Genomic DNA, 20,795 nt, shown 5'->3' with positions numbered 1-20,795 from the left:
GCTAATCATCCTGTTACCCTCGGGATGTCGCTGATGGTGTGCCTTGCGAAGTCAACCAGCGCGTGCAGCATCCATTCTCCACAGAGCATCAGCATTAATACAACGACTAAAATTTTGGGTGCGATACTGAGCGTTGAATCCTGAATCTGCGTAGCGACCTGTAAAATGGAAACCAAAAGCCCACACAGGAGGGATGCGATAATGACAGGGGATGAAATGAGCAGGGCGTTCCAGAACAATTGTTTGGATAAATATACAGCGATGTCATCAGACATGATTCCTTTTCCTTTTCCATTGTCCTGCTTTTTCAGGCAGGTTCCAGCGAGCGTATGGCCATCTTCGCGAATTGGTTTCCGTGATAATTTTTCGCTACGACCGAAGCGGATTAAAGCAAATTAAAATGCGTCAGGCAAGCGAAATTTTAAGTATAAAAAATATTTTTTTTATTGCATTTCAGATCTTGACTCGTGAATTTCTCTTAATTACTATCGCTGTCGAAAATCTCGTAAAGTTAATGGAAATCAAGGATGTACTTTAAATGGAAACCAAACGTTGTCACATTAAAAAATTTCCCTATATCGGTAGCGCATCAGCAGGTACCTTCGACCTGTATGTTCCAGATTTCAAAATTATTGAGCAATTTTACGCGAGCGGGAACCGGCTCCCTTATACCTCTGTTTAGGGAGAAGGGCTGGGGATGAGGGGCATCTCATCAGCCAACCCCGGTATAAAAAAAACAAAAATCCAACCAGCACTAACAAAGGACGAGGACAGCATGACACAGATATTCACCGGAAGCGGACTGGGAGCCCTGGGCTCATCGATTGGCCAGCTGGGCAGCTTTGGCCCCAAGGGTAGTGCGGCGCTGGGTCAGGGCGGGGCCTCGGTTTCGGTGAATGCGGCGAATGGCAACCTGGTTCTGGGGCAGGCAGACGGGTTTCTGGCTGACAGTGGCATGGGCCTTGATTTGTTCCAGAGCTATAACGCTCAGGGCGGCGACGGCCGCTGGCGCTTTAATCTGGATACGCGCCTGCAGGTGCCGGCGAGGGCCAATGTGCCGGGTTCGGTGGTCAGCCGCGTGGACGAAGACGGTCATGTCAGTGGCTTCCACTATGATGAAAGGCAGGGCGCGTATCTTGCAGACGACGGTGGGCTCGCGCGCCTTGTCTATGCCGATGGCAGCTGGACATACCAGAACGGCAGCGCCGGGACGTACCAGGTCTACGACGCTGCGGGACTTTTGCAATACATCCGTGACCGCGACGGCCATGCCTTTAGTCTGAACTATGAGCAGGGAAGACTGTCTTCGATAGTGGACGCCAGCGGCAGACAGAACATCACCTGGGTGTTCCGCGACGGCCTGCTGCGGGAGGTGGTGACCCGCAGTGACGGTGAAATCGTCCACCGGCTGCGCTACGAGTATGATGCGGCGGGCCGTGTCAGCCGGGCAATGCGTGAGCTCGGAAATGGCCAGAGTTATTGGATACGCTACGGCTACGCGGGCTCCAGCAGCCTGATTACGGACATTGAGCAGTCAGACGGCAGCAGCCTGCACATCGACTACGATGAAGAGGGCCGGGTAAGGCGGCTGACTGATGGCGCGGGCTGTATCACCAGCTGGCGCTACGAGCGCGGGTGCACCATCATCAGTAACGGCGCTGGCGACAGCTGGACGTATTTTTACGATGAACAGAACCGCCTGACTGGTATTGATGGACCAGAAGGCTACCGTATCCGCTACGAATACGAAGGCCTGTATCTCTGCTCGGTGGTGGAGGGCAGCCAGCGCTGGCGCTTTACCTGGAGTGATTCGGGCGACTGCCTGTCGATTGAATACCCCGATGGGGCGCTTATCCGCCGCTGCTACGACCAGGAACACCGTCTCTTGAGCGAAACCCGCAGCCATGTACCGGACGAACAGCATCAGACAGTGCGGACTGAAACCCGGCGCTTCGTCTACGACGAGCGCGGGCATCTGCGCTTTGAGATACAGGCCGATGGCGTGGTCAGTGAGTACCGCTACAACGCGGAGGGGCTGTGCGTGTCGAAGCGCATCTGGCTTAAGAGCGTTTACGACATCCTGTCGCTGCCGGATGAGCAAAGCCCAAGTCTCGAGCAGCTGACTCTCTGGACGACGTGCCAGAACCCACAGGCCATCCAGTTGACGGAGTACTGCTACGACTGGCGCGGTGAATTGACTGAGGAGCGCCGCTACACGGCCATTGACGCCGAAGGCGGCGGAATAGAGACCACGGATACGCAAATCACGCGCTGCCGTTATGATGCCGCCGGGCGTCTTATTGAAAAATCGACGCCCGGTTCAGGTGGGCTTAACAGCACCTGGTATACTTATGATGACCTCGGCCGCCTCATCCTTGTGATGGACAGCCAGGGACACACCCAGAGCATCGAATACGACGACGCACATCAGCGCATCATCAAAACAGACGCCCACGGCGTGCAGCGCATCGAGCTCTATGACCGGCGCGGCCTGCTTCTGTCGGTGCATACGCTCACCGATGAGCATGACTTTGGCACAGTGAGCTACTGTTACGATGACAGCGGACGCCTGACGGCTGAAACCGGAGTGGATGGCCGAACGGCCCTGGTGTTCTACGACCGCCTCGGACGCATAAAGGCACGGATCAATGCCGCCGGCGAAGTCACGGAATATCGCTACGACCTCAACGGCCACGTCATCCAGACACACCAGCTGGCCACCCACCTGAATACCCGCGCCATCAATCTTGAGGCGCTGCCGGACTGGTCTGCCATCCGCCCAGCGTACAGCACACAGGACCGCATCACTCAGGTGATATACAACGAATACCAGCAAATCGCCTTTGAAATCGACGCCAGCGGCGCAGTCACCGCCTGGGAGTACGACGGGCAGAACCGCGTGGCAGCAAAACGCGTTTACGCAGAGCGCCTGGAGGATTACGAAGCCGGTACCCTTCTCAGCGCCGACGACATCAGTCTTAAGCCGGGCAACGACGATCGCATCATCCGCTATTACTACGATGCCTGCGGTCGCCTGCAGGGCGAAATAAACGGCGAGGGTGCAGTCACCGAATACCAGTACGACGCGCGCGGTCTTCTGACACAGACCCGGCGACTTTATCAGCGCGCCCGTAAGGATTTGAACGGGGACTGGTCGCACGACGTTCCGTGTGGCGATTCAGGGGACCTTATCAGCCTGAGCCTGTACAACGCCGCCGGTCTTAAAACAGCCGACCTTGATGCTCAGGGCTTTCTTACCGAATACTGCTACGATGCCGCCGGGCTGCTCGTTGAGCGAATCGCCTTTGAGACGGCCGTGCAGTATCCGCTGCAGGAGCCTTTGTCTCTGGGCGAGATCCGCCCGCACAGCGGGGGTAACGACCGCCGTACGCTCTACCGCTACAATGACCTGCATCAACTCATAGAGGAAGAAACACAAAGTGGCCTTAAAACCAGCTATACCTGGAACGACCAGGGGCTGCTCAGCAGCAAAACCAGGACTGACACACGCCAGCAGAAGCAGCGCGCTGAACGCTACCGCTACGATGCACTCGGCCGCCTCATTCAAAGCCTTAACGCGGAAGGCGTGGCACTCCTTGCCGAAACAGACGCATCAGACTCAGGTCTGACAGAAGCTGTCTGGCGCAATTACAGCATACGCTTCGAGTATGACCTGGCTGGCCGCCTGCTGCAGAAAACCAGTCCTGGTCAGGAGTACGAGCGCTACTACTACGGCGAAGACGGTCTGCTCCTCTACACCCTGAACGCCGCCGGCGGCATCACCGAGACCCGCCATAACGCCTTTCAGCAGCCAGAGACCCGTATTCGCTACCACGCGGTCTGGAAGGGTACAGATATACCTTCCCTTGACGCGTTGCGGGATTTTCTTGAAACAGCCGCCGACCCTGCCCACGATGAGGTCAGCCACTATGAATACAACGAACTCGGTCTGCTCATCAGTAAACGCGAGGGCACAGCGGGGCTTATCACTCTCGATTACAATGCCTTTGCTGAAGTAGCGGTGAAAAAAAGCTGGCATGACGGGCATGTCTCGCTGACCACCGAATACCAGTACGATCATCAGGGCCTGCTGCTCGGTGAGAGCCGTGAGGACGACGGCCATATCCACCAGACTCAGAGCTTTGCATACGATGCTTTCGGCCGTCTGAAAACGGCTACCGATGCCCGGAACGGCGTCACCAGCTACCAGACAAACCGGCGCGGGGAGGTGACCCTTATCGAAGACCCCCTCCAGCAGCGGACATCCACTCGCTACGACGCTTTTGGCCGTGTGCTCAGCATCGAGAAAGAGGGTAATACCGAGCGCTACAGCTACGATGACCAGAAGGGTACACTCACCCTGAAGCGGCAGAACGGGGCAACCATCGTCACGGAATTCAATGCTTTCGGCGATAAAATCAGCCTGACAGATGCACTCGGTAATATTCACCTCTGGCATTACGACGAGCAGGGACGGCTCATTCAGGTCTCAGGCCCCGAGGGCAGCCGCACAGACTACCACTACGACCGCAGTGGTCATCTTCTGACGGAGAAAGACGCCAGTGGGCGCCTGATTCGCTACGACTACGACGCAGCAGGTCGGATACTGAGCCAGCGCATCGACCCCGATGGTCTTAATCTGACCAGCCTTTTCACCTACGACGGCATCGGTCGTCAGCTCAGTGTGAGCCTTGGCGGGCGGCTCACCCAATACGAGTACGATGCACGGGGGCTGCTGATATCGCAGTGTATCGACCCGCAGGGTTTAAACCTTGTTACCGACTATGAATACAGCGACCAGGGCCTGCTCATCCGCGAAACAAGACATAACCCGGGTGGTGTCGACCAGGTGCAGACTCACACATGGGATGCGCTGGCCCGCCGCCTGTCAACAACGGTCGACCCGGACGGCTTAAACCTCGTCACCCGCTTCGAGTACGATGAGAGCGATAACCTGACGGGAAAAGTTAACGCCCTTGGTCAGCGCACGCAGTACCTCTATGACGCGGGCAACCGTCTCAGCTACAGCATTGATCCGATGGGCGGGGTGGTGTCCCACCGCTACGACCGGACCGGCAACGAACTGCAGCGTGTGAGTCATGCCCGCAGACTGCCGCCGGGTAACTACACTGATGAAGCGGCTGTTACCGGCGTCCTCGAGCCTGACGCCGCTGATCAGTATCAGTTTTACACCTACGATGGGCAGGGGCGTCTCATTCTGTCCTACGACAGCCTCGGATACGTTACCCGCTGCAGCTACGATCTGTCAGGCAATCTGCTGGAGAAAAGAGCCTTTGCGGTACCCTGTTCGCTGGATGCCTTAAAGCAGGGAGAGCATCCCGTGCCAAAAGACAGCACGCTCTCCCGCAGCACGCGCTACGCCTGGGATGGTCTTGCGCGCCTGCGCTACCAAATCAGCCCCGATGGCGCGTTGAGCGAATTCGTCTACGATAAGGCTGGTCGTGTGATTCAGGAAATACGTTATGCCACCCGGCTGAAAGAGGGCGCCATGAAGGACGATTATTCTTCAGCGAATATCGATGCCTGCAAAACCCGTCATTCCGATGATCAGATTACGCGCTTTGCCTTTGACCACGCTGGTCGCCTTAGCGGACGCGTCAGTGCGGAGGGCGTGGTCAGCGCATTCCGCTACGATGCCGCCGGCCAGCTGCTGGAAAAAACCGAGCATGCCCAGCTTCTGACCCGCGAGGAGCGGGAGCGGGATGATTTTATGGCGGCTGTGCGGGTCAGCGGCAACGACCGCCACACTCAGTCTCTGTTCGACGCCGCCGGGCGTGAACTGTACCGCATCAGCCCCGGTGGCTCGGTGGTCGAGCGTCGCTACGACGCGGTGGGCAATGTACTGTCGGAGATAAGCCATGCCCGCCTCGTCAAAGTGAAACCCTACGACCTCGGTGAGCTCAGAACCGCACTTGGTACCGCCAGCCCGTCTGATCGCTTAAGCGTCTTTGCCTACGATGCGGCCGGGCGTCTCCAGCTGAAGACCGACGCCATGAACCATGAGACCCGCTACGATTACGATGACAATGGTAACGTGCTCACCAGGCAGGAGGCCAATGGCGCCTGCTGGACCTATGTGTATGATGCCTGCGACCGCCTTATCGAAACCAGTACGCCACAGACGACCTTCAGCGTCTATCGCAACGGCCGCTATGAGGACGAAACGCGCGCCATCATCAATAAAAATGAATACGATGCCTTCGGCAATCTGACGGCGGAGATCAAGGACGTCGGCGGTCTCAATCAGTGTACAAGCTACGTCTACGACCATAACAACCGCAAAACCGCAATTCTGTATCCTGAGCGTGCCGTCAGCACGGCCGGCAGTACCAGCACAGGTGCGCGCGAGGAATCCCTGCGGAAGCCGGTCGAATACCTGAGCTACAACGCCTTTGGTGAGCTGACGGCACGCTGCGACCCGGCCGGAAACATCAGACGCTGGGTCTATGACCAGGCCGGGCAAGTGTCCCGCTCGCTGGATGCCCGCCAGGCACTGACCTCATACGAGTACGACGCCTTTGGCAATCTGAAACGCAAAACACTGGCCGCCACGCCACTCGACCTCTCGTCAGAATCCTTTGACGGCGAGCTCCTGCAAAACAGTCAGCCCAGCGATCATGACCGCCATGAAGACTACGTTTATGATCACGATAACCGCCTCATCGAGCTGAAAAAGGACAGCGTATTAAGCTACGATGCCAGAACCCAGACCTATGAGCGTGGCCGCCCGGCCAGCGTGTATCGTTACAACGCCTTTGGTGAGCTCATTTCCAGCAGCACGCGCATCAATAGCCGCGAATTCGCCGTAACACGCTATGGATACAATCACGATGGCCTGCAGACCTCCTGTCAGGACGCGGAAGGGTACCTGACGACCAAAAGCTACGACGCCTTTCGTCAGTTGAGTGGCGAGATACAATACGCCCTGCGGGCAAAACCATTCAGTGGCAGTGCATTCGTGCCCACCCCATCAAATGAGGATCGGCGCATCAGCTGCCAGTACGACGCCCTTGGCCGCCTTATCAGTAAAACCCAGCATCAGGTGCGCCATCAGCGTCTGAGTCAAAACGGCACTAAGTATGAGGACGTCACCGCCGATCTTAAAACTACCTGGCAATACGATGCCATGGGCAACCTTATAAAAACCACCGACCCGCTGGGGCACAGTACGCTGTCGTATTACAATGCCATAGGTCTCCTGACAGCTGGCATCGGCGCTGAAACACAGGCAGGCCGTGCCGCAACCACCTACCGCTTTGACGCCCTGGGCAACCTTGTTGAAAGCCATCGCCATGCCAACGGCGCCCGGAACGCGAACGAGGACGGATATCAGCTTAGCGCCGCATCCGCAGCTGACATCGTGCAGCTGAACCTCTACGATGCCTGCGGCCAGCTCATCGAGCAGCGCGACGGCACTGGTGCGGCCGTCTTCTTCAGCTACGACATCCAGGGCAACATCGCCCGTCGCTGGCAAATCCTGACCCGCCCCGACCAGAGCCACATCGTTCAGGACAAACGCTACCATTACGACGCCGAAAACCAGCTCATTCAGACGGCAACCTTCAAAGCCGGGGGGCAGGCAGCCACCGAGGATGCCCGCTACAACGTCTTTGGCGAAGTCGTTGCAAAAGGCATCAATGGACACTTCAGCACCCACATCGATTACGACCGGGCAGGGCGCGTCTGGCGCTCCAATACCGAGGGTTATTACCGCATCTTTGTCTATGACCTCAACAACAACCTGACTCAGGTGGTTATGTCTACGAATGTCTGGGATGAAACCCATCATGATATGGGCGTTGATCTCTCAGAGAGCAGTTATGAGCAGGCGATTAACTACAATCAGGACGTCTGGCGCTATCAACTGCAGCGTCAGGACTATGAATACGATGCGCTGGGGCATCTTCTGGTCCAAAGCAAGGATGGCAGCAGCAGCTTACTTGATAAACAGAACGGAAGGCTGGTTGATCGCGCCCGCCAGGTACAGGTGGTTGATCGCTGGGGCAACGTGATCGCGCATACCAATGCCAATCACTATACCACTTACTATGAATACAACGCACTTGATCAGGTAATCAGACAGATTATGCCAGAAGTTCGCGTGGTGGACGAACACGGTATTGCTAAACAGGTAAAACCTGTGCTGCGATACGCATACGATGCCCTGGGGCGTTTAATCGCCGCTACAGATGCCAATGGACATAATCGTACCAAAGTGCTGGATGCCGAAGGACGCGTGATCGAGGAAATCGATGCGCTGGGCGGGCGTCGTTACAAACAATACAATTTACTCGATCAAATGAGCAGCAGTCGTAATGAAAACGGCGCAGTCACATTATATACCTACGACAAGGCCAGCCGCCTCATCTCAATCAGCACCAATAACAGCTGGAAGGGCTATGTCTATGATGAGGCTGGTCAGCTCATTGAGCAGCACATTCAGGATGGAGGTTCTGTCAAAAATTTCTACGATACTCAGGGTAATCTGGTGCAGCGGATACAGTCCGGTATCTCAAGCCGCTATGAATATGATGATGCAGGCCACAAAACGGCTCAGTACGATGCCAAAGGTAACAGTCAGCACTGGTATTATGATGAATATGGGCACCTTGTCCGGCATCAGGATATGGGCGGGCGTGAAACCATTTACGAATACAATCGAAACGGTTTGATATTAAAGCAACACTCCGATCATGGGAAAAACATCTCCTGGCTCTATTACAGCGATGGACAGGTGCAGGAGTATCGAGATCTGGCGCAGGAAGAGGTTGTTGATTTTACCTACGATGCCGAAGGTCAGGTCTTGAGCAAAGACAGTTCACGCAAGGATTTCTGGATACTGGAAACCGATCATTACCAATACGATGCGCTCGGTCGTCTGGTTCAGATAAGACGTCGCAACCCAGAGGACAGCAGCCACAGTGCGCCCGATCTGGATCACGCCCTCTTATCCATTGATTACGAATACGATGCGGCAGGTAATATCCGCGACACCCGCGTCATGACTCATTACGGTGCCTATGAGCGCAAGACGCACGAAGACTACTTCCTGTACGATGCCAATAATCGTCTGCGTATCAACAAAGGTCAGTTAATCAACGGTACGATACAGATAACGACCGGCCAGGGCAGCGAGATCGAGTACGACGGAGCCGGGAATATTATCTCATCCGCAACCTGGAAGGCTGGGAGCAGGCAGGAGTACCAATATGAGTACAACGAGGACAATCTGCTGACGGGCATTAAAAAAAATCATCGCGACCTGCAGAAAAAGTATTATGACAAGGCCGGTAATGTCGTGGACGAATATGATTACGACACCAGGGGCAATAAATCGCAGCATAACCAGATGATTTACGAAGCCGGACGCCTGGTCGCCAGCATAGGCAGAGGTGCTGATGAAGATAAGAACCTAAGCCGCAACGATTATGCGTACGATGAAGCAGGCAACCTCATCTCACTGACTACCCGAGTGTTTGATCAGGGAAAAAGCAAAGGCTACATACAGACACATCGATACGAGTATGCGCTCTGGGACAGCTACCAGCAGTCGCGGGATGACGCGACGCTTGAGATTGAAGGCAAGCCCGACATCACCGGCAGCAACCTGCGCTCCTACGATGTGAACGGTCAGCTGAGCGAGGCATCGGATACGGCCGTTGGAGAAACGGGTCTCAAGACAGCTCATTACCTTAACAGCAGCCTCGATGGTCTGCGCGCACGCCAGGATCTGAACGGGCAGACAAGCTATCTGAATGTGGCCGGAAAAACCATAGGCGATCTGCATTTTGACTCAGGCGGCAATACCGTACTGGATGTATACAGTGGTTTCACTCCAACGGGCACAGCAAAATTCGCATTTGAATCTGGCAGAAAATTGTCAGAATCGGTTGATAAATATTCTGAAGCGGTAAACAGCGGCCCGCTGGACGGCATACTTCCCAATATCCCACAGGATAACCTTGGCACCTGGACCCTGCAGGTCGGCGATACGCTCGAAAGCATTGCCATGCAGGTTTATGGTGATTCCAGTCTGTGGTATCTGATAGCAGACGCCAACGGCATAACCGATCGCAACGCCCAGGCAGGCGAAAAAGGCGGCCAGCTGCATGCCGGCCAACAAATCACCATACCCCCGGCAGCCAGCAACCAGCATCACGACAGCAGCACACAAATCAAGCTGTCGAGTAACGATCTGATGGGCAATCTCACGGCTACGGTACTGTTTCCCCTGTCACCACCGGTTAAGACAAAGCGGTCACCCTGGAAAATACTGGGCATGGTGGCAATTGCGGCACTGGTGGCCTTTGCAACCTACATGACCGCAGGCGTCATGGGCGTTCTGGCAGGGGGCGGCAATCTCAGTTCAGTTGGCCTTGGTACCATCATGTCCATGGGGCAATCTGTTCTGGCAGGAGTATCAGGAACCATAGCCAACACAGCAATGTCAGCCGCCGCATCCTTTGCTTCAGGTTTTGTCGGCAGCGCCATAGGCCAGGGGGTAGCCAACCTGGCAAAGCTGCAAAAAGGCTTCGATTTTACTGGCGCTCTCCTCGCCGGCGTGGGAGCGGCTGTGGCATCCGCCGGTTTGAATAAATTTATAACGGGTAACTCTATGTATAAAAATTTGGCAGAAAAAACAAAAAATATCGCATGGTTTAATATGGGAAGCGCCACCTCCACAATGGAACAAGGCATCGTAAGCCAAGGCCTCAACACCGCCTTCCACCGCCAGAACCATATAGACTGGAAGGACATTGGCATCAGCGCCGTAACCGCCGGCGTTGTGGGAGGAAAAGTAGGAGAGGGATACAGTAAAAGAGTAAACAGCATATTCAAAGACTACGCCCCTACCGTAGACCATGAGCTAAGAGCACTGGCTGAAGGCGCAACCGCGGCGATGATAAATGGTGGTCATTTTAATGCTACTGAAGTTTTGATAAATAATATTGGCCCCGCACTGACTGATAATTTTATTAATAACAGCACTCAGGAGTATCATGAGCGTCTTGTCGAGGCTGAGGCGGTGAAAGAGGTAAAACAGGAGATTGAGCTTTTAGGAATCGATGAGTTGGTTGATGGGGCGCTAAAAAATGCCAGACAAGAGGCTACAAAAAATTACGAATATTATGGTTCGGATCTTATTAGTAACGTTGGAGATTATCTCTATGGAGAGACATACGAAGCTGGAATTGGGCAAGGGCCATTGTCAAAAAAAATGATAGCTGGGGGAAAACAAAACAAAATCGAAACAACATTCCATGGCACGGAATTACTGGGTGTCGCCGGTATAGAAGCTTATCCTGATCCTTATTTATTTGGGCCGGGGCAGGGAATGTATTCGTTTGGAGCATTAACAGAAATAAAAATACCTTTTCGAATTAAATCAAGCTCCGTAAATCTAGACAGAGACCGTTTCAGCTTGATTCAAAAGCAGATATTTGGCGAGGAAGGAGGTGTTAGTAATCATCCAAATGACTTAGGTGGATTTACTAATAGAGGAATTACTTTTGATACATTTAAAAAATTTGCGGAATCAGACTTGGGGGTCAAGCCAACATTATCAAATTTAAGAAACTTAACTATCGAACAAGCGACGATCATTTATAAAAATCGGTATTGGGATCCTTTGTGCGGAGATGAGATAGAGTCCTTAAGTGTGACTCATGTGTTTTATGATTTTCATGTAAACTCAGGTCAGGCTGTAAGGCTGATGCAGGAAGCAGTGAACCAATTGGGTGGGAGTTTGATTGTAGATAATAAAATGGGTCCAAAGACAATCAGCGAAATTAATAAAATTGATCCACGAAGATTGCATGAGCTCTATAAGGAAAAAAGAATTAACTTTTATATGGATTTGGTAAAAATAAAACCAAGTCAGAAGGTATTCGAGGAGGGCTGGATTAAGCGTGTCAATAAAATTAAATATAGGAGCAATGATGAGTGGCGATAGGAATTTTTTTGGGGTTTAGCTATTGTTTTTACTTTTTACACCATCAAGATAAAAGCCATATAATTTTTCTGGTACATTGTGTTGGGGTAATGATAGTTAGATAAGTGCTTTTTCATTAGTAATCAAAAAAATATCGAATTCATACACAGGAGGATATCTATCGGTTACTTCAAAAATTTTTTTATCGATGATAATTAAAATTCTTTCCGTTTTCCATTTGATAGAAAAAGAAAATGTTGTCGTAAATGTGAAAGTAGAATGAGCAGAAATAACTGCTCTAGTGAGGCTTGAAATTAAAGATAATGCTAAATAAATTTTGACGGCCTTTAAACAGCCTGATGAAGATTTTAGAATCCCAAAAAAGACGACACTTTTAAAGTAGAAATAAAATTACCTGATGCTAATTAGGCAATATCGAACAATATCAGAATAGGAGACTTCTGTGCATAAAAGAAAAAAAAATTTTTATGAGCTGGTAAAAATAAAATTTATAATTTTCACTACGGCTGGGTTACTATTTCATACCGTTGAAGGAGTTGCAGGAAACTATAATAGGTGTATCTCCAAAGCAGTTACCACAGCCGATACCAGAAACTGTATTGAGGTAGAGAATAAGGTTGCCGATAAGCAATTAAATGAATCTTATATAAATCTTTTAAAATTACTATCACTATCAGGACAAAAAAAACTTAAATATTCGGAGCGAGCATGGTTAAAATTCAGAGATGCAGAGTGTAAGTTTTCAGGCCACTCAATGGAAGGGGGAACAGGTGAGTATATTTTGATAAGGAGGTGTTATCTTACAATGACAGAAGAGCGGATTATACAACTTAATAAAGAGTTGGATTTTTATAAAAAATATCCAACAGTATAAGTCATGATATGATATGATATGATAGGGATAGGGATTTTGAGGCCTGTATCATTTCTGAAAATGAAGGTGCTTACTAGGACCCAGCGTTCTTGATGCTTCGCAAGAAATAAAGTCAGCAAGCGTAGGTCGGGCGCATCGCCCGACATTCCAATTTACATCAAAAACACTTAAAGTGAATAATCGTGGCTTCAATCGCGGAGTGGCAAAGATGTTTCGCATATCAAAAGGTCAAGTTTAATACTTCAATATATTCAAGAAGCAATCAATGAGTTCAAATAAATGTGTATAAAACAGGTGCGACTTTAGTACGCAGACAGAACAGGGAGAGGTCGTACGAAGCGCTTTACTTGCGCTTGCTAATTTAAACGAACCATGTGTATTATATCCCCAATTTTATACCTCGATATGAATCATTCGAAACTTATACATGAAAAAAATCGCGTTGTTGGATCTTGGTGGAACTATCTCAAGCTGCGCTCTACAAAATACATCTGAGTTTTATAATCAACCTGGTTATTCAATAAATTCATTTGTTAATGACTTTGATTTTTCAGAAGAAATTGCAATTACCTATATGTATTTTTGCAATAAAATAAGTCACGAGCTAAATGCCACAGATCTGTTGTCTCTCGGAAATAGAATTCAGGATATCGTAGATACACCAGATATATTTGGAGTAGTTGTTTCCATGGGGACCAATGCACTGGAAGATGTCGCGTATTTTATTGGACTGGTTGTCAATACCCGGAAAAATATAGTTTTTACAGGTTCCCATTTTCCTCAAAATAGCCTCGCATTTGATGGTAAAAAAAATTTATTCAATGCGTTGGTGGTTGCAAAATCGGACGCTAATCCGGGTATGGGAGTCGTTATTACATTCAATGATACTGTTGTGTCGTCAAGATGGGCAACAAAGAGCAAGCCAGGTATTCCTAATGATTTTTCCTTTGATGGATTTGGTATATTAGGATATGTAGTTGGCGGTAATTTTCATCAAAAAATGCTACCTCTCTACAGACATACATTCAATAGTGAGTTTGCCATTAGAACAATAACCGCGCTTCCTGAAGTTATAATTTTTTATGCACATATTAGCGCTAATTGTGATTATATAAACTATGTAATTGATAATGAAAAATGTGATGGCATCGTAAGTGCAGGATATGGAAAAGGATATCAGACTAAAGAAATAAGCAATCTATTGTCCAAAGCGGCATCAAGAGGGATTAAAGTTGTTCGTTGCGCCAGAACAGGGCAATCGGTAACAAATATTGATGGGCAATATGATGATAGGTATGGCTTTATCGTAGCACCATTTTTTTCTCCTCATAAAGCCAGTCTACTTTTATCTGTTTGTTTGAGTAAGGAATTAACGAACACTGATGTCCAAAATATATTTAAGGAGTACTAAATAGTGCGTTTTTGTCAAAAAATATAATCTTTATTAATTTTGCTAAAAATATAAAAAAATAGTTGCAGGAATTTAAAAATAAGAGAGCGTTCATTTAACTGTGTCAGCTCAGTAACGGCCCATTTTTTTGTAGTCAATGATATTAGTTGTTAACTAACTGTTTTCACAAGAAATTAACCAGACGATGCTGAATCAGAATATTGATCAGCTCCGGCCTGTCTTGACAACTCGTTTTGATTTTTAGCGATTCTATATGCGTCTCAACTGTCGGTGGAGAAATATGTAAGTGGTCGGATATCATTCGATTTGTTTTACCCTGCGCTACTAAACGGGCGCATTCATACTCTCTTTTCGTGAGATAGACTTCGCGGTCTTCAATATGTAAATATAATTTTTTTGGAGTGAGGCTGCTAATGATATTGTTAAGTATTCTGGAGTCTGCATCTTTTTTCTCAACTATTTCGCTGGTTGTTTTCCACGCTTTTATTAATGGACTTTTGCAGGCACTTTGAATTTGAATTCGCGCTGTGTTTGTAAAGTACAAGCAAAACCTCTCAAAAATTTCAATATTATTAAGATAAAAACCTATTGCTCCATAATTATTACTCTCTGAATAAAAATGAAAGTATTATACATAGTCTGCTGTACGATTAACAATTGAAAATTCATTGCCAATATTAAATAATTACTTCTGAGTGTGAAGTTGCTCTTGCAAAGATTTTTTGCCGGTGATTGGATGCTTTCAACCCAGCTTTCAATTAGCAGGTATCGATCATTTTCTGGTATTAGATTTGGTGTATAAATTCTATTTTTAGCTCTTATATAAGTAATTTTTTCCAAATGATCTGGGTGATTAGAGAGTCCCGCGCGTGATCCATCTGGATAAACCCTCGAGTATTCAAAAATTTTTACGGGTGTATGCAAAAACAACGGGGCGCAGATTTGATTTACCTTGGAGTAGTAATTAATCGAGCTGTGATTTTTTAAAAACAAATTTTTTTTCATGACCCAATTCTGAGCATTTAATTAACATATCAGGATGTTGATGCTACTACCATGTATATGGTCAATCAAGGTCAAGATATATTCTAGCGCACAAAGAGTTTAATTAGAGTAAAAATAGGTCCGTTAATTATACCATGCTAAAAAAATCCGTGTGATGCACGGATAAAAATAGATATACGATACGTATAATTCATTTTTCTGACTTTGTAACTAAATTATTTAAGGGGTGTTAGATGGGCTGTGCTATATCTTTTTCAGATTTACAACTATATGTGGATTTTTTTGTTGAGGAAAGTAACCAAAAAATTTTGATTGAAATTTTATTGCAGCATAGCTCGATGAGTATCGAAAAACTTGCTGGAGATATTGGTGTTTCAGAGGGTAAAGTTAAGGATGTTTGCAACAACAAGGATTTTCTCTCTGGTTATCATGTAGATAATCTATCACAGATTTTTTTAAGATTTTTTGGTGAAAAGTTTTTTAGAAAATTTTCTATTGTTCGAAATTTTATAAACAATCGTTTCTAGAAAAATATATAATAGTTAAACTTCATGACTTGTGTCTCCGATACTAAAAGGGACGTTATGTGAAGTGGTTGCCTTTAGCTTCCCTGCTGTTCCGTGTTAAGAAAGATATTTTATGAACAAATTGATAGGGTGCTTATCATTTTCAACGCCTTTTAAAGGCGTAGATTAGGTTTGTTTATTCCCTGTCTTATTTATTTTTTAATTTAAGTTTTATATAACAATTTAACAACATCTATATATTCTGTTATGGGTGCTTTGATGGTTGCGGTTATTTATCTAGTTTCGCTTGTGCTGAAATCACCATCTGAAATTATAATAAAAAAACAACATAATCTGAGGGATTTTGATGCTAATGCATTGAGAATATTTAGGCTGGGATTCATCTTTATCCTTGCTTCATACATAATTGTAATAGACTGATTTATAATAATTATATGGAATGATTTTATCATTGGTTAAAAATATAATTGAAATTAAATTTTTATTTTGTTAAATTCCCCACAAATTTCGGCATTTAAATAAATTAAAAAAAATCAATGTCTTCATTTAAAAAACGCACAATTGAGCACCCATATTTATACATTGTTTCTTTTACCCAAAATCGAGATCTTCCTTGTCTTGTTTTTGTTCATGGTGGACCCGGGCTTAATTGTGGCGTTCTTGAATACATGATTGAACAAGATGGTATTTTTGATGCCCTCGAGTATGACATCATTTTATATGATCAGCGTGGTTGTGGTCGCTCCAGATTTACGATCGAGACAGTACGCCACATAGATAATCTATGTGACTTACAGATTATCTGTGAGCTCGTTATCAGTAAAGAAAACTACGATATAGCTGGACTTATCGGTCATAGCTATGGTGCGAAATTAGTATATGACTATCTTCATAACCGTTCACACAACAATATTCCTGGTATTTTTATTTCTACCGCTTCTTCCATCTCAGTACCAAGGATCAATAACCTCCTTCTTGATCTCATGTATTTAAAAACAGTTGACGTAGATCAATATCAAGAAATTATAAATAATTTTGATGAGCATGATTATGATAATATATGGAATATAACTGTCAGACTGGAATCTATATTTATAACGAATCCTTACCGAGCTTTATTGTACTGGGCAAACCTTGAGATAAAAGACAGAGCGCAGAAAATACAAAATAATATTGGTTTGTCTAGAAATGAAAACATTTTTATCAGCGTGCGAGAAGACCTGTACTCCATATCAAAAAACTATTCGGTGGATATTGATCAAATTACTGACGTTGATTGCTTATGGATAAATGGATTTCATGATTATATTGTCAATCGTGCAGGAAATACATTGCCTCTGAATACAGATATTATGACTTTTTATAAATCATCTCATTATCCTCATATAGAAGAGCCCGAACGATTTATTCAAGAGATTAACAATTTTATTAAAAATATCAGGAATTAGCATGGAAATTTTAAAAAGGGTAGCCGTTGTGACAGGGGCCAGTCGCGGAGTTGGTCGCTGCGTTGCCGAAGAGCTTGCTAAAGCGGGGTATTTTGTAATTTTGATTGCACGAAACTAATTTTTATTAGAACAGGTAAGTCAGAAAATTCTTGATCATGGCGGTGAATCTGTTTATTACCCAATTGATGTGTCTGATTCTAAGGAAATGGCTGAGTATGGTGTGAAAGTAACAAACATCTGCCCTTCCATGATTGCAACTGAAATGGCAAGAGGGCGCAAGTTTAAATTAGATGAAATGATCCAGCTGGAGGACATAGTTAAAACCGTGTTATATCTATTAAGCCTAAGCAAAAATGCACTGCCTGCAGAAGTAATGATTAGTTGTGTGCCTTTGGTTACAAAGATAACAGAATTAACTGCTGGCATGTACTTAGATGATTGAGCAATTTATAACTTATATTTTTTTAATTTAAACCAGATTGATTCAATATATTGAATTTTACAATGAAATAGTTTTTCTCGTTGAATAACCGAGGCTATAGGGAGGTATCCTACCCAAGGTAAAAGCAAATAATTGATGATGAGTTTTATCTGACTTATTTTGGTTGATTTTATATGATCTCAAGCTTGAGCAAAAATGGTTTTAACTTTACAATCGCGATCATTTGATGATCGCCTCGTCTTTTTAAGATGCATTTACTGAGAATAAATAACCTATGGCAGAATATAACTGGGGCATATTAGCTCTTCTTTCTTATAACCTGCTCACGGCAGCAAAAGGGGTCTTTCTTGGGGCGTTTTTACAAAAAATTCCACCATTTCTTGTTTTAAGTGTGTGCTTTGGGCTTGTAACAATATTTTTTACTATATTCAATAGAATAAAGAATAAATCATCAAACACCACATTTGCGCTTCCGATACTTAAAAAGAACTGGCGTGTAGTTATTGGTTTAAATGTATCTGCCGTTCTTGGCTGGGGAAGTTATTTTTTTGCGCTAAAATTGATAGAGCCTGCTATTGTTGTGTCGTTTACCCAAGGCGCAGGACCTGTGATTACAGCACTGTACTATTTATTTTGGTGTAAGGATCATCGAACGACGAAAATCGAATGGTATACACACGCTGCAACATCTGTAATTTTAGGTTTTTTGGTTCTGATTTCCTATCTTGGCTTGTCTGCTGTCGGTTCCATTTCAGCCAGGACCGTACTTATTGGTACACTTGCTGCGATCACCTGTGGCATCACGAACGTCATGAATACTGTTCTCACCAAAACGCTGAGCGACGAAGGATTAAAACCTCGACAGATCATACCAGCAAGATTTTATCTGCTTATTATTACCGGCGCGTTTTTTACGTCGGGTAGTATGTGGCATTCACTGGTCCAGATAGAAGTTATTTCGTCAATTGCTATGATTGCGATGTTTGGTGTTGCTCTTCCCGTTTTACTGGTACAGGTTGGGATACAGAAAACAAATCCTGTCTCGACAGCTCTGACGATGGCTGCACTACCCATTTTTATGTTGGCATGTCAGTTTTTTGATAACCGTTTAACAGCATCTATATATTCTGTTATGGGTGCTTTTATGGTTGCAGTTATTTATATGGTTTCGCTTGTGCTTAAGTCTTCACCACAATTTAAAATTAAAAAATCAAACTATTCTGAGGCGTTGTAATCTTTATGCGCCTCCGGCGCTCTATGTGTTCGAAAAAGACTTGATTTAGGATTTTCCTTGTTGTCTCGCGCTTCTTTTTTTTATCTTTTCTGGGGTGTATTTAAATATCTTTTGATGTATAGTTATTTTAGATCATAAAGAAATACTTCATATCATAATCTATTCCAACAAAAAAACCAGTCAACAGAATCAAAAAAACTCTCCCAAAATGAGTTTTTTCAATATCATTAAAGAAAAATTTAACCAAAGATAGCGTTTCTTATCAGAATCATTAGCTGGCTCGTGTCTGATTGAATTGCTATTTATTGGTTTATCCCTTCAAATCCATGGGATGATAATGTTGAATTAATTTTTCTTTATAAAAGTCAGCATTAATTTTTCATCTCTATGTGAGGCCTTTGTGGATAAGGCTCAAGATTAATTATATTTTGAAATTGTAATTATCTAACAGTGAGTTACGTAATTGTCTGGTGTGTTGCCGTTCAAGATATGATTCAGTAATTTTTCAGATTTGAGAAATTGAATTTAATTTTTACTTGACAGGAAATTAAAGAGTTTTTAGCATACGCCAGTATATGAATAATATACAGTCATGAAGTTATTTGGTTATCTGTCAGCGAGATTATTAACTGTTTCGACAAAAAAAAATCGGTTGTAACTCATTCGTTAGATAAGGTGTAAGGAAAGCAAATTTTTTTTCTTCACTATATTGTCTATATGCTTAGCATAATGTAGTCAATCTAACTCATAAAAATCTCAAAATTTTTCTCATGTCCATGGAAGAACGTCTTTTGTTAGATTTTATTTACAATGACTCTTTATTCGTGGACGTTCCTTCCAGAACTTTTTCTGGAGGTATTACAGTTTTTGTAATAAATAGAAAAAATTATATGGATATTCGAAATATATTTATTATTGCAGTAAGGTTTATAGTTTGTGCTTAACGCCATTCTATATGACTGCTTATCATTGTTCAATGCAGACTGAATTTATAGCAATTAAAATGGGTAAAATAGAGAGCATTGAAGTTGAAAATTTGAGGAAAGAGGTTGATTTTATTGGGTGGGTAAAGGATTAATCACTGGTAATTTGGAAGGAGATTTTACAGTTGATATAAAGGTATGAATAAATGAAAAAAGTGATAGCGGTATCAATGTTAGCAATGGCTATGAACAGTCATGCTTTAAACTTAATTTCAGAAGTTGAGGCTAATAGATTTAAAAATATGTCTAGCAGTGAAATTAAGCCAGAACTATACAATAAATTGATCGCATTTTGTGATAAAACATCATCCAGTATTGAATCTTGCCTACAGAAAATAAAGAGCCAAACAACAGATAAGAATGTAATTCAGTCTGATATGAAATATAGCAGTTGCTGCTGGAATGTTTCTAATCAATTTGGTGATTATATGTTTTATCAAGGCAATTCTTATTGTATTCCTGCGTGTCATTGAAAGTAGTATGAAAAGAGCGGCTAATAACGTCGTTTCTAGCAACATTGGGCGCTTAGCTCAATGTTGTATTTAACTTTTTACTCAGGCGTTTTGACAATTCAGTTCTCTATGCCCCGTGACTCGTTCGCGGAGTCCAAGTGTGCAATAAGATTCCAGGAATCGCTCAATACTGTCTAGATATCGCACATAAAGCGCGGTACGCGGGCTGATGGAGAGCAATTGTCAACAGACCTCAGAAAAATAAAAAAAGCATGGCACATTATCCGACAATGAAAATTACAAAGTATACAGTCGATCAAAATACATCTTTTAAGTCAGTTATGATGAACCGAGAAGCATTGCTTCAAACCTGACCATGTAAAAAATCTTTCATCTATCAAGTTTAATAAAAGCTGCAAGTGCAATAATCAAATACATCTTTCAA

Annotated in this window: 11 protein-coding genes; 9 read left to right on the top strand and 2 right to left on the bottom strand. The window is 45.5% G+C overall.

What is annotated here, in order from left to right; all coding sequences use genetic code 11:
* Positions 1-5 precede the first annotated feature (5 nt).
* Complete coding sequence (gene fliQ / locus ACQUTA_RS05515) at positions 6-275, bottom strand: flagellar biosynthesis protein FliQ (protein ID WP_444987215.1); 270 nt, start codon at positions 273-275, stop codon at positions 6-8.
* A gap of 500 nt (positions 276-775) precedes the next feature.
* Between fliQ and ACQUTA_RS05510 the strand changes: the two genes are divergently transcribed.
* From ACQUTA_RS05510 to ACQUTA_RS05500, 3 genes are all read left to right on the top strand, one after another.
* Positions 776-11,974, top strand: coding sequence for a glycosyl hydrolase 108 family protein (locus ACQUTA_RS05510; RefSeq protein WP_444987214.1), 11,199 nt, complete (start codon positions 776-778; stop codon positions 11,972-11,974).
* Between the two features lie 442 nt (positions 11,975-12,416).
* The gene (locus ACQUTA_RS05505) at positions 12,417-12,848 is read left to right on the top strand and encodes a lysozyme inhibitor LprI family protein (RefSeq protein ID WP_444987213.1); all 432 of its coding nucleotides are present in this window, start codon (positions 12,417-12,419) and stop codon (positions 12,846-12,848) included.
* A 427-nt stretch (positions 12,849-13,275) separates the two neighbouring features.
* Positions 13,276-14,259 (top strand): asparaginase domain-containing protein, encoded by a 984-nt coding sequence (locus ACQUTA_RS05500; protein WP_444987212.1) that lies wholly within the window; start codon positions 13,276-13,278, stop codon positions 14,257-14,259.
* A gap of 163 nt (positions 14,260-14,422) precedes the next feature.
* Here ACQUTA_RS05500 and ACQUTA_RS05495 read toward each other — a convergent pair whose 3' ends face one another.
* On the bottom strand, positions 14,423-14,803 hold the full coding sequence (locus ACQUTA_RS05495) for a response regulator transcription factor (protein ID WP_444987211.1): 381 nt from the start codon (positions 14,801-14,803) through the stop codon (positions 14,423-14,425).
* A gap of 694 nt (positions 14,804-15,497) precedes the next feature.
* Between ACQUTA_RS05495 and ACQUTA_RS05490 the strand changes: the two genes are divergently transcribed.
* From ACQUTA_RS05490 to ACQUTA_RS05465, 6 genes are all read left to right on the top strand, one after another.
* Entirely contained in the window at positions 15,498-15,791 is a 294-nt protein-coding gene (locus ACQUTA_RS05490) for a hypothetical protein (protein ID WP_444987210.1), read from the top strand.
* A 536-nt stretch (positions 15,792-16,327) separates the two neighbouring features.
* A complete protein-coding gene (locus ACQUTA_RS05485) occupies positions 16,328-17,239 on the top strand; it encodes an alpha/beta fold hydrolase (RefSeq protein ID WP_444987209.1) in 912 nt (303 codons plus the stop codon).
* A 1-nt stretch (position 17,240) separates the two neighbouring features.
* Complete coding sequence (locus ACQUTA_RS05480) at positions 17,241-17,357, top strand: SDR family NAD(P)-dependent oxidoreductase (protein ID WP_444987208.1); 117 nt, start codon at positions 17,241-17,243, stop codon at positions 17,355-17,357.
* A gap of 87 nt (positions 17,358-17,444) precedes the next feature.
* Positions 17,445-17,681 carry an SDR family oxidoreductase gene (locus tag ACQUTA_RS05475; RefSeq protein WP_444987207.1) on the top strand — a complete coding sequence of 79 codons (237 nt, stop codon included), beginning with the start codon at positions 17,445-17,447 and terminating at the stop codon, positions 17,679-17,681.
* 274 nt (positions 17,682-17,955) lie between these two features.
* A complete protein-coding gene (locus tag ACQUTA_RS05470) occupies positions 17,956-18,915 on the top strand; it encodes a DMT family transporter (RefSeq protein ID WP_444987206.1) in 960 nt (319 codons plus the stop codon).
* Between the two features lie 1,129 nt (positions 18,916-20,044).
* On the top strand, positions 20,045-20,371 hold the full coding sequence (locus ACQUTA_RS05465; RefSeq protein WP_444987205.1) for a hypothetical protein: 327 nt from the start codon (positions 20,045-20,047) through the stop codon (positions 20,369-20,371).
* The last annotated feature ends 424 nt before the right edge of the window (positions 20,372-20,795 follow it).

This window comes from Legionella navarrensis (assembly GCF_052527415.1).
This window is presented reverse-complemented; position numbering and strand designations above follow the sequence as displayed.